Below are 13,353 nucleotides of genomic sequence, written 5' to 3' on the forward strand. Positions count from 1 at the left end.
TGTTGATCATACCAGGAGGTGCTGCGGGCGTTTTTAATTTGGGCTTACATAGGAAACAAATCAAGATACAATAAAAAGGTTTGAGTCCGATGAAATACCGTACTCAAACCTTAGTAGCTCCTTAATTATAATTACCTATGCTAACTTTTAGGGGTCACTTCAGATCACCAATCAGTTTTTGTTTTTTTATCTACTTATAAATTTGTCAATCCACAAATAAGTAACTGGAAAAAAATTAGCCTCCAATCAACCATATTCATTTTACAATTACTTTATTGGTTTTTGCTGCTTCATATTTATCAATTGATTCTGCATCCCTTGCATATACTGCTACATAATAGGTTCCTTCCTTGGTTGCTGTATAGGTAAATGTATTCAAACTACTGTAATCTTGTGCCATTCGCCATGTTCCATTTTCCTTTACCCAAAATTGATAGGCGGGGTGACTACTTCCACTTGAACTTGCAGTGAAAGTAACAGATTTACCTAATGGAACTGTTGAAGTATTTGAGCTTAAGTCTACTTCCGTTACCTTCTCTTTGATAACACTAACTTTAATAGTTTTTGCTGCTTCATACCTCTCGTTTGACGCTGCCTCTTTTGCATAGACTATCACATAGTTGGTTCCTTCATTTGTTGATTTATAGGTAAAGGTATTTAAACTACTATAGTCTTGAGCAATTCTCCAGGATCCATTTTCCTTTACCCAAAATTGATAGGCGGGGTTACTACTTCCACTTGAACTTGCAGTGAAAGTAATAGATTTACCTAATGGTACTGTTGAAGTATTTGAACTCAAATCTACTTCTGTTACCTTCTCTCTTATAACACTAACTTTAGTAGTTTTTGCAGCTTCAAATCTCTCATTTGACCCTGCATCTTTTGCATATACTATCACATAGTTGGTTCCTTCATTTGTTGATTTATAGGTAAAGGTATTTAAACTACTATAGTCTTGAGCAATTCTCCAGGATCCATTTTCCTTTACCCAAAATTGATAGGCGGGGTTACTACTTCCACTTGAACTTGCAGTGAAAGTAACAGATTTGCCTAATGGTACTGTTGAAGTATTTGAGCTTAAATCTACTTCCGTTACCTTCTCTTTGATAACACTAACTTTAGTAGTTTTTGCAGCTTCATATCTCTCATTTGACCCTGCATCTTTTGCATATACTATCACATAGTTGGTTCCTTCATTTGTTGGTTTATAGGTAAAGGTATTTAAACTACTATAGTCTTGAGCAATTCTCCAGGATCCATCTTCCTTTACCCAAAATTGATAATTAGGATTATTACTTCCAACTGATTTCGCTATAAATGTAACAGATTCCCCTAATGGTAATGACGTGACACTTTGGGTCATCTCAACTTCTGTTATCTTCCCTTTGTTGACAGTAAAAGCATTGGTTTTAGCTGCTTCATATTTATCTTTTGATCTAGCATCTCTTGCATAAACTGCTACATAAAGCTTTCCATCTTTTGTTGGAGTATATATAAACGAATTTGAACTGCTATAATCTCGGGCCATTCGCCAAATTCCATTTTCTTTCACCCAGAATTGATAATAAGGATTACTACTCCCTATTGCACTGGATTTAAAAGTAATGATATCTCCAATCATTAATTCTTCCACACTTTGTTCTAATAACACACTTGTAACATTTTCCGACGATTTGGTTCCAGTTAGGAACCAAAATGATGGAGCTTCATCACCCAGTGGAAGTCCGCTTGTGCTTTGTACTGAATCATTTGGAACATTTACATAATACCGTGTATTAGGCAGTAATGCTTCTTGCGGAGATAGGATTAATTTATTTCCTTCTACCCTCTGATTCAAGGCAATAGGTGATGCAGTACCTTCTGGATAAACATAAACTCCATAGGAGTTTTGATTTAACTGGATTTTTTGGTTAAACGTTAAGGTTATATCCGTACTTACTGATACCCCATATTCTTGTGTGCTTGGGCTCGTCTGGTTTAGCATAAATACATCCAACACGGGTGTATCCTTATGAGGTGCCGTTAAGTATGGTTTATATACTAATTCATCACCTGTACCATCATCGTTTCGGTCATGTATCTTCTTTTCGATTATCGCTTCATCCGTTGTATTCCAGTAGTTATTTGTAGCCCGTAACCCTTGGGTAGATTCTCTAATTTGAATATGCGGGCTTGAAGCATCCCCGCTTATAAAACTGTTATATTCTATAATTGTCTCCCCGCTGCCGCCATTATAAAAGATAGATTGATAATTCTTACTGTACCCGCCATAAAAGAGATTATTTCGTATCACATTACTGTTATTACCACTTAAGATGATCGTTGTTTCTTTCTTAAAGATATTCCTTTCGAGAACATTATTGGTATTGTGCAAGTTTAAATAGGTATGTCCGTTTATGATTGAATCTTTAATGGAAAGGATTCCTTTTCCATCTTGGCTTATACTCCCACCATCAATATCTGTATATTGAATATTGGCCCCAACCATCGCATCATTCATCGCATTATTTATGCCTATTCCCGTCCGTACTATCGTAATGCGGTTACTAGATTGCCCAATACTTTTCAACGTTCCTTCTACTAAATTAATTACATACTCACCATTACCTTGAACCTTTACACCCGGTTCTAATGTAAGAGTAGCCCCATTCACCACTTCAATATTGCCTACCAAAATATATGGGGAGTTTTCTTTCGTCCAAGTAACATCTTGTTCAATTTCCCCACTGATTTGTACCCCTTTATTCGTGCCGGTTAGGAACCAAAATGATGGAGCTTCATCACCCAGTGGAAGTCCGCTTGTGCTTTGCACTGAATCATTTGGAACATTTACATAATACCGTGTATTAGGCAGTAATGCTTCTTGTGGAGATAGGATTAATTTATTTCCTTCTACCCTCTGATTCAAGGCAATAGGTGATGCAGTACCTTCTGGATAAACATAAACTCCATAGGAGTTTTGATTTAACTGGATTTTTTGGTTAAACGTTAAGGTTATATCCGTACTTACTGATACCCCATATTCTTGTGTGCTTGGGCTCGTCTGGTTTAGCATAAATACATCCAACACGGGTGTATCCTTATGAGGTGCCGTTAAGTATGGTTTATATACTAATTCATCACCTGTACCATCATCGTTTCGGTCATGTATCTTCTTTTCGATTATCGCTTCATCCGTTGTATTCCAGTAGTTATTTGTAGCCCGTAACCCTTGGGTAGATTCTCTAATTTGAATATGCGGGCTTGAAGCATCCCCGCTTATAAAACTGTTATATTCTATAATTGTCTCCCCGCTGCCGCCATTATAAAAGATAGATTGATAATTCTTACTGTACCCGCCATAAAAGAGATTATTTCGTATCACATTACTGTTATTACCACTTAAGATGATCGTTGTTTCTTTCTTAAAGATATTCCTTTCGAGAACATTATTGGTATTGTGCAAGTTTAAATAGGTATGTCCGTTTATGATTGAATCTTTAATGGAAAGGATTCCTTTTCCATCTTGGCTTATACTCCCACCATCAATATCTGTATATTGAATATTGGCCCCAACCATCGCATCATTCATCGCATTATTTATGCCTATTCCCGTCCGTACTATCGTAATGCGGTTACTAGATTGCCCAATACTTTTCAACGTTCCTTCTACTAAATTAATTACATACTCACCATTACCTTGAACCTTTACACCCGGTTCTAATGTAAGAGTAGCCCCATTCACCACTTCAATATTGCCTACCAAAATATATGGGGAGTTTTCTTTCGTCCAAGTAACATCTTGTTCAATTTCCCCACTGATTTGTACCCCTTTATTCGTGCCGGTTAGGAACCAAAATGATGGAGCTTCATCACCCAGTGGAAGTCCGCTTGTGCTTTGCACTGAATCATTTGGAACATTTACATAATACCGTGTATTAGGCAGTAATGCTTCTTGTGGAGATAGGATTAATTTATTTCCTTCTACCCTCTGATTCAAGGCAATAGGTGATGCAGTACCTTCTGGATAAACATAAACTCCATAGGAGTTTTGATTTAACTGGATTTTTTGGTTAAACGTTAAGGTTATATCCGTACTTACTGATACCCCATATTCTTGTGTGCTTGGGCTCGTCTGGTTTAGCATAAATACATCCAACACGGGTGTATCCTTATGAGGTGCCGTTAAGTATGGTTTATATACTAATTCATCACCTGTACCATCATCGTTTCGGTCATGTATCTTCTTTTCGATTATCGCTTCATCCGTTGTATTCCAGTAGTTATTTGTAGCCCGTAACCCTTGGGTAGATTCTCTAATTTGAATATGCGGGCTTGAAGCATCCCCGCTTATAAAACTGTTATATTCTATAATTGTCTCCCCGCTGCCGCCATTATAAAAGATAGATTGATAATTCTTACTGTACCCGCCATAAAAGAGATTATTTCGTATCACATTACTGTTATTACCACTTAAGATGATCGTTGTTTCTTTCTTAAAGATATTCCTTTCGAGAACATTATTGGTATTGTGCAAGTTTAAATAGGTATGTCCGTTTATGATTGAATCTTTAATGGAAAGGATTCCTTTTCCATCTTGGCTTATACTCCCACCATCAATATCTGTATATTGAATATTGGCCCCAACCATCGCATCATTCATCGCATTATTTATGCCTATTCCCGTCCGTACTATCGTAATGCGGTTACTAGATTGCCCAATACTTTCCAACTTTCCTTCTACTAAATTAATTACATACTCACCATTACCTTGAACCTTTACACCCGGTTCTAATGTAAGAGTAGCCCCATTCACCACTTCAATATTGCCTACCAAAATATATGGGGAGTTTTCCTTCGTCCAATTTGTATTTTTTTCAACTTTTCCTGCTATTTGTGTTCCACCTGGCGAACCTTGTTCCTGAGTTACATATTGAACAATCTCTTCACTTTCTCTCCCAGCCGAATCGACTGCTTTCACTCTAATTTCTGTACCACCTTGCTGCGCTGGAATACCTACTTGAAATGTTCCATCTCCATTTTCTTTATTACTCCATGTATTTGCGCCAATTTGAACAATTACAGTTGTACCGATATCTGTTGTCCCTGTGACTTCTGTATCAGTCTCTGTTAGTATATTTACAATCGGTTTGGAGGGTGGTTGGTCATTTCCCGAAGTTTGCTGCTTTGTAGTAAATGTTAAAATCAATGGTTCAACATTCGTATTCCCATCTAAGTCGGCTATTGAACCTGCAGGTATAGAAACCTTGTGGGTCATAGAATGATTCCAGACATTACTAGGTGTAACACTTAAAACGTTGTTCGTTATATTCCTTTGAATTGGAACAGCCAAATTATTTACATCTTCTACCTTTATCTGTTCATGATTCGCACCCCAAGAAATTTTTTCACTAAATGTGAAGGTAATAGATTCATTAAAAGATACATTCATGGTATTGTTCAACGGACTGGTCGAATTTAATACTGGGGCGGTAATATCTCCTTCATTATTTGTTATTACACTAATTATAAGGGGATTATGTTGAATCTCTTGATTAAAAACATCAATTACTTTTACCTCTAATGTATTCGTACCAACCTTTAAGGATAGTGGCAATTCGAATGTTCCGTCCATCTGGGAAATTACTTCAACGCCTCCAACTATAATCCTAAACCCTGGTACTGTCTTTCCTTGAAGTGAAAAGATTTTACTAGAAACGGTATTATTTTCAGGTAAATTAAAACTAATTGGTGGTGATGGAAAGCTTTCAGGTTCTACCATTAGGTCTCCAACATTAGTCGTTCTTCCATAGGGATCAAAAACTCCAAAATTACTATAATCGCTATCTCCAGATAGTTTTATCCCCCCCATATTTACATAATTGGCATATATATTATTACTATTTAAATTTAATGTACCGTTATTTTTTAATTGGCCATAAATAATTAAATCTGCATTAAAATCTATTTGTACCCCAGATGCAATAGTCAAAATTACATTAGGAGCTATTATAATGGGTTTATTAATTACCTTTGTTTCTGTCCATATCTCAGATTCTGAGATCAATATAAATTCATCTGTTCCATTTGTAACCTGATCACTAGCAAAAACTAAGTTTGGAATTAATAGAATTGCTATTAATAATACATTTAATACCTTTCTCATGTTATTTCCCCCATTAGATGCAAAAGTAAATTTCAATAATAAACATACCATATTACAAATATTATTAAAATAATGTATAGGGTAAATATCATGGATATTAATTAACTCATCTCATACTATTCTACTATGTATATACTTATAAACAAGAAAACTATGTCTATATAAGAACTGGTTGAGTAAAGTTAACAGATCTTTGTATTTAAAAGTGTTGAACAATTTAAACATGAATTAGCAATTTATGCTGATTATTACACTAACAAATGAATTAAGACAAAAATTAAAAGGTTTGAGTCCGGCGCAATCCGTACTCAAACCTTAGTAACTGATTAATTAAATTACCTGTCTAACTCTTCGGGGTCAACCACTGACTCCCCAATTTTATTATGAGACCTTTTTATACACTTGGATTTCAATATCGTACAAAGCGTTTTTGAAGTCCTCTCGCAAATAATGATAGGTTTTGGTCTCTTTAAATTCATCAATGCAGCTACCTAAGCTTACTTCTACATCTCTTGATGTGTCCAATGAAATCCTGCTGACAGTACTAGGAATGGTTCTAACAAACTCTCGCAGAAGCTCATACTCACCCAGACCTGAAAGCACCTCCAAAGAAATAGAGAGAGACTCTTTAAAACATAAAGGATCTTTAATTTGTATCATTTTCAACAACCCCTTTTAGTTTTAGTATCTCTATTTTTTCATATAAAAAGAAAAATTTTTGTTAGAATTTGAGACCATTACTAAAATATTTTTGTCGAATAGAATTCTTGTGTTATTTTAATGATTGTCTCCCACTATAATCTTATAATTCCATATATGACTGTATTTTTTATTATCTATCTTACTTAGAGATCAAGCTATCTCGCGAACCTCAAAGGATTCAATAATAATAGACCCTTTATCATCAGACAGTTCTCCTGTGACTAATAAATTTTGGTTTTCTGTACGAGAAGGGGTTTTTACTTCAACGTTTTGGGTATTAAAGGCGAGATTTCCCTCTGTCCATTTCCCCATGACTTTCAAATTTGTGGCATTTACAGCAAATATATCTGCTTCAAAAATAAAGTTCATTTTTGAGTCTTTTACTGACGTAAAGGAAGTAATTAGTCCCTTTCCTAAGCGAATTCCGACAGTTTTGGTGCCTAATCCTAAAAAGGTTCCATGTATAGATACTTTTAATTTCTGCCCCTTATTAACAAATGAATTAGCTGGGAGTTTATGAACTAGATTATCATTAATGGTATTAAGATAAACTTCGCCTAACACTCCTATATGAGTGACCTTTTCAATAAATACAGTTGGATGTACCTTTAGTAATGGAGTGTAGTCACCACTCTGATAGGCCTCTGAGCTAAATGCAAAGTGTTTAAAATCTTCTTTATTATTTTTAAATTTATTTTCGTCATTAAACCATGTTGAAGAAGTAGTGACTTCTACTCCGAGTACCTTTGAGTTTTGAATAAAATTCTTCATCACATGTAACCGGGATGAGTTTTGAATTAAGATACCTACACGATTCCCATCAAATTCAGTATAATCTACATGTCCCGTTGACATATTATAAAGTGCTACACCTGATTCAGTACAATTTTTAATAATTGTACGATTAGGATCAGTATAGTTTTTTGTTTTATTACCGTATCCAATTGTGCAAATACTATTAGAGTAAACCCTAATTCCCATACGGCAATTATCAATTATTCCACCCTGAACATATAATCGAGCAAACAAATTCGCGTTGATTCCCCCAAAACCACAATTTTTCACATGGACATTTTTTGTCCAAAGATTTGAAAAGTTTTGAGCGATTATTCCGCTTCGATTTACACTGTTTGCAAAGTTTTGTATTTTAATATCTTGGACGATTACATTCATATAATCAGAAATTAATATTGCACATGCTAATTCTTCTTTTTTACCACCATCGAAAATGACCGTAGGGACACCATTTATCCCCTTTTTTCCAATGACTTCAATTCTTTTCTTACTCATTACATTAGAGATAGTAGCTGATTGTTCATATATTCCTGCTGCTAAATCGACAATAATTTTCCCATCTACCACTGAGTATGTATTCTTAATTAAATCGAAAGCCTTCTGGAGAGTCTGAAGAGGTGCAGATTTCGATAATCCATCATTGTCATCATTTCCTGATGGCGAAACATAGACGGTTAAGACACTTTCTATATCCAGCTTTTTCGGCATAAGTTTATTTAAGTTAGCAAAACCTTCTTTATCAATATCAATCAAAGCTGGTTGAGCACTTTCCTTATCCTCTAAATTACCGACTTTATATCCTATAAAAAATGATAGTACCCAAAGAACAAAAGTTACTAAAAAATTTCTTCGTTGCAAAATTTCACCTCATTTAAAAATATACTATTTATAGCTCCTTAATAAAATCCATCCAATTACATGAAATATTATTGTAGAAAGGTTTTCAGTGCAAATAACAATCCTAATAAGGTATTAGGAACGTTCTAGAAATAATGTTATGATATATAATGTCATAAATTTATTAGGAGTGAAGTAAATGAAAACAATTCCATTTGAAGGTGAAAAAATTTTTAATGCAGCTACGCAAATCAAATACGTTTTTAAACCTTCTAAGGGAAAGTGTGATTCTCTTGTTGTCGTATTCTCTGGATTCAACCCAAAAGGGGCACCTCCAGCTTATAATTATATAAGAACCCTTCAGCATTTAGATGTGAACAAACTTTTTATCCTGGATGACCAAGGTGAAAGAGGTAGTTATTATCTAGGAAAAAACCGAAAATTTGATGTTGAATCTTCTGTAGTAAAACTAATTAGGTATATCACCAATAAAAATAATATTCCTCATAGCAACATTATCTGTTGTGGATCTAGTAAAGGGGGGTGGGCCTCACTTTATTATGGTATTAAATATGGATATGGTCATGTAATTGTTGCGGCACCACAAACATATTTAGGAAATTATTTAGATGGTGTTAAAGAGTATCCTACATTGGAATTTATTGCAGGAGATAAATCCCAAGAAAGTATTCAATTTCTTAATAATTTATTATTTGATTTAGTCGATCATGCAAAGAAGATACCTGATATTTGTATCCATGTTGGCACTGGTGATCATCATTATACAGGCCATGTCCTCCCATTTATTGAATACCTTAAAGAGCATAATTTTACATGTGAATTGGATACGGAAGATTTTAATGATCATGGTGATGTACGCTTTTATCAAAAGTTACTTATTGATAAATTAATTGATAAGGTATCTAGCCTAAAAGATACACTATTAATTAAAAATCTTGAAGTAGAACAAAATCAAAACGATTTTATTGTTCGTACAGAATGCAACAAAACAGCTGAACTTGCTTGGTATGTTTTTAAGGATAACAACAGAATTGAAATAAAGTGGTATTCACAAGATACTAGTTTTGAGTACACAGCAGTTGAAACTGGAAATTATCATTTTGTCGTTTTTGCAAAAGATAGTGATGGAAATACCGCAACCATGAAATCCCGCTCATACAGTGTTCAATTAAACTCCAGCCAAGTATAAGCAATAATAGAAAAGTCTGTTTGGTTTCCAAACAGACTTTTCCTTTTAAACCTCACCTAAATCTACTGGTCTAGTTTCAACTTTATTTTTATAATATAAGATTGCTTCCACAATCCTCTTAGACGCATTTCCATCACCGTATGGATTTGAGGACTTAGCCATTTGATTGTGAGCTTCCTTATTGCTCAAAAGTTCATCCGCCAAATTAAAGATTACTTCTTCCTCTGTGCCCGCTAACTTTAATGTACCTGCCTTAACTCCCTCTGGACGCTCAGTCGTATCTCTTAAGACTAATACAGGGACACCTAATGAAGGTGCTTCCTCTTGTACACCACCAGAATCGGTAAGAATCAAGTATGCCTTAGAAGCAAAATTATGAAAATCAATAACATCTAATGGTTCAATAAGTTGAATACGATCATTATCACCAAGTATTTGGTCCGCAATCTGTCTCACTACCGGATTCATATGTACTGGATAAACCACCTGAACATCATCGTGCTTTTCCACAAGTCTTCTTATTGCTCGAAACATGTTCTCCATTGGTTCGCCTAAATTTTCTCTTCTATGTGCAGTCATTAATATCAAACGGTCGTTCCCCAGCTTATCTAAAACAGGATGCGAATAGGTTGGCTTTACCGTTGTTTTCAAGGCATCTATCGCCGTATTTCCAGTAACAAAGATAAATTGTTCCTGTTTATTTTCCCGTAACAAATTCTGTTTTGACATACTGGTTGGTGCAAAATGTAAATCAGCCATCACACCAGTTAATTGTCGATTCATTTCTTCAGGATATGGTGAGAACTTGTTCCATGTACGTAAACCAGCCTCTACATGTCCAATTGGAATCGAATTATAGAAAGCAGCTAAGCTTGCCACGAAAGTGGTTGCCGTATCTCCATGAACGAGAACAATATCTGGCTTAGCTTCTTGCAAAACCTGATTTAATCCTTCTAAGGCCCGGACCGTAACATCGATTAATGTTTGACGATCTTTCATGATATTTAAATCATAGTCAGGCGTAATCTCAAAAATAGATAAAACCTGGTCGAGCATTTGCCGGTGCTGTGCTGTTACTGTAACAATCGATTGGATTGTCTCTTGATTTTTTTCTAGCTCTTTTACGAGAGGAGCCATTTTAATGGCTTCTGGTCTCGTCCCAAATACAGTCATAACTTTTATTTTTTTGTCCATTTTAAGCTCCTTAAAAATTTAGACGTAGATTTTATTGAAAATACATGAAAGCTTATTGATTCAGAGCGATAGATTCAAGTTTATCCATAAAATCAACATAATAAGCTGTCTCAAAGTGAAATGGAGCTAATCCCCATTTATGATTCTCATCAGCTAAGTATTTTTCAGAGATATCAATGACGTTGATGTTATCTAAATTCTCTTCAATAAAATTATAGTAACTAGCAAGAAAGTTATTTTGGAACCTAATCTCATCTAAGTTTTTAAAGGGTTCAATCGTACCTTCTTTTGTTTTGTATTGTTCCTTTAGAAACGCTTTATGCAAGACAATTTTTTTAGCACCGTAGTGTTTTATATCTTCAACTAATCGTTTTCCCTTTTCAAACCACAATTTATTGGGGATATTTTCCCTTCTAATTATTATAGAATCCGAGAATTCCAAGTCTGACCTTACAAACTCGTATGACTGGGTAATATAGGTTTCATTTGTTTTAATAATGGATAATCTCTCATCTATAAAGTCGATTACTAATAAATCAGAATCAGCATTTTTAATATAGTTTGGAAACACTTTGGTTACATCATTAAAAACCATTCTAGCCTGGAAACCAGAGTCTAGACCAATTTTATCTAGCTCGACAGAAATTGGGGTTGAATACATGCTAATGATGGACGATCTAGCAAAGTAATTATTCACTCTTAATTTATTTTCAACAAATGCAAATCCGTCTCTAGAGACACAACTCCCAAGTATATCCACTTTCATCGTTTAAATCTCCTTCCTATTAATTTTTTAATGAGATTATCGCTTTTCTATCTTCCATATCTACTATCACTTTGTAATTTTCTGTTAGAAAATAATAATGTAAATTATCATCTGAGTGGATAATTGCCGAATCTGAAAGACGATTCCATGTATCACTATCTTCATTAATATTGCTAATAATAATAGATTCCGCGATATTTTCCTGATTTACTGTAAAATGCGCGTTGTAAATATCATAAGAAAGCAATTTATTTCCGTTTTCTAAGTACTCTTCATTTGTTAGCCCATTAAGGCTAGATTTCAATTCACCATATTCTGCATTAAGAAATGTGCGGAAATATTCATTGGCAGCAGCAAACCTTTGAGGAAATAAAGGGAGAAAGTCCTTAAATTCCCCCAGCGGTGCTTCTATTTCTTTATCTTTATTCAATAACTTAACACTTTTAGCATTTACGAAGCCAATTATATTTTCATCCGTTTTAACCTTATAGGTTTCTTTTCCAACCTGTTCTAACACATAAACTTCTGAAGAAAATGGAATTTCCCCTTTAGAAGATTTTTTCTGTACCTCATTATACAGATTTATTTTCCCATCAATAACCATACCAGAAATGTTTATATCCTTTACTAAACTTTCTTCTTGTTGTTGTGTTACTTCTTGTGTTTCAATCATGTCTGGTTCTTTCGTTGCAGAAGGAATATCGTCCTTTGAAAGATTCTCCATGAGGTATGTCCCAATTCCTTGTACAGGGTTGGCGCCAAACATTAAGGATGCGCTAAATAATACAGCTAGAAATAATACAATGAATTGGAATGAAAACAGAAAGCTGCCTTTCTTTTTCTCAGACTGTTTTCGCATACGATTCTGCAGTCTTCCTATGGAATTAAGCTCATTTTTCCATTTTTGGTCTTGATATTGGCTATTCAGCATTTTCGCTCGGTAATTTTTCTTTTCATCCTCAGTTAAAGAATTATACCACCTAATAAATTCGGTATACTCCTCAACCACTGTTTCCGCTTCTCCAAATTTCTCGAGACTACCAAAATGAATCCACATTACTCGATCACAGAATTCTTTTATTTGAGAGGTAGAGTGACTGATGAAGATAATTGTTTTACCCTGACTTTTAAAGTCATTCATTTTATTAAGACACTTCTTATAAAATGTTTGGTCACCAACAGAAAGTGCTTCATCTACAATTAGTATATCAGGATTGGTATGGATAGAAATAGCAAACCCCAATCGGGATCTCATACCACTAGAATAATTTTTTACGGGTTGGTTAATAAATTTACCAATATCGGCAAAATCAATAATATTTTTTTGGAATTGTTGCACTTCTTCTTTTTTTAAACCGTGCATTAAACATTTAAGTTCAATATTCTCTAAACCTGTTAATTGGTTATTTAGACCAACGGAAATTGCAATTAGAGAAGTTTCACCATTTATCTCTATTGAACCTATTGTTGGCGGGATGATTTGTGCTAATAAGTTTGAAAGTGTAGATTTACCTGAGCCATTAAGGCCAAGGATCCCTATTGATTCACCTTCGAATATTTCAAATGAAAGATTTTTAAGGGCATAAAAACTTTCTTTATTATTTTTAATAGAAATAATTTCCAATAATTTATCTGATTGATTTTTATATAAACTAAAGCTTTTTGAAACATTTGAAAAGATGATTTTCGGCCTCATTTTTTTAA

General features: G+C 34.4%; 7 protein-coding genes. 1 reads left to right on the forward strand and 6 read right to left on the reverse strand.

Going from position 1 to position 13,353, the window contains the following annotated elements; all coding sequences use genetic code 11:
- Positions 1 to 256: 256 nt before the first annotated feature.
- The 3 genes from AC2TFD_RS28830 to AC2TFD_RS28840 all read right to left on the reverse strand — a co-directional run bounded on the left by AC2TFD_RS28830 (position 257) and on the right by AC2TFD_RS28840 (position 8,500).
- Positions 257 to 6,145, reverse strand: a complete 5,889-nt coding sequence (locus AC2TFD_RS28830; RefSeq protein ID WP_484674566.1) for an Ig-like domain-containing protein — start codon at positions 6,143 to 6,145, stop codon at positions 257 to 259.
- A 381-nt stretch (positions 6,146 to 6,526) separates the two neighbouring features.
- Complete coding sequence (locus AC2TFD_RS28835; protein ID WP_484674567.1) at positions 6,527 to 6,805, reverse strand: hypothetical protein; 279 nt, start codon at positions 6,803 to 6,805, stop codon at positions 6,527 to 6,529.
- A 192-nt stretch (positions 6,806 to 6,997) separates the two neighbouring features.
- Complete coding sequence (locus AC2TFD_RS28840) at positions 6,998 to 8,500, reverse strand: right-handed parallel beta-helix repeat-containing protein (protein WP_484674568.1); 1,503 nt, start codon at positions 8,498 to 8,500, stop codon at positions 6,998 to 7,000.
- Positions 8,501 to 8,678: 178 nt separating this feature from the next.
- Between AC2TFD_RS28840 and AC2TFD_RS28845 the strand changes: the two genes are divergently transcribed.
- A complete protein-coding gene (locus AC2TFD_RS28845; RefSeq protein WP_484674569.1) occupies positions 8,679 to 9,689 on the forward strand; it encodes an accessory Sec system protein Asp2 in 1,011 nt (336 codons plus the stop codon).
- A gap of 45 nt (positions 9,690 to 9,734) precedes the next feature.
- Here the strand turns inward: AC2TFD_RS28845 and wecB are convergent, their stop codons facing one another.
- The 3 genes from wecB to AC2TFD_RS28860 are packed head-to-tail and all read right to left on the reverse strand — an operon-like array spanning position 9,735 to position 13,345.
- Positions 9,735 to 10,883 carry a non-hydrolyzing UDP-N-acetylglucosamine 2-epimerase gene (gene wecB, locus AC2TFD_RS28850; protein ID WP_484674570.1) on the reverse strand — a complete coding sequence of 383 codons (1,149 nt, stop codon included), beginning with the start codon at positions 10,881 to 10,883 and terminating at the stop codon, positions 9,735 to 9,737.
- A 52-nt stretch (positions 10,884 to 10,935) separates the two neighbouring features.
- Entirely contained in the window at positions 10,936 to 11,649 is a 714-nt protein-coding gene (locus AC2TFD_RS28855; protein WP_484674571.1) for a DUF6270 domain-containing protein, read from the reverse strand.
- Between the two features lie 19 nt (positions 11,650 to 11,668).
- The gene (locus AC2TFD_RS28860; RefSeq protein WP_484674572.1) at positions 11,669 to 13,345 is read right to left on the reverse strand and encodes an ATP-binding cassette domain-containing protein; all 1,677 of its coding nucleotides are present in this window, start codon (positions 13,343 to 13,345) and stop codon (positions 11,669 to 11,671) included.
- Between the last annotated feature and the right edge of the window lie 8 nt (positions 13,346 to 13,353).

The organism is Neobacillus sp. plas4, assembly GCF_057221695.1.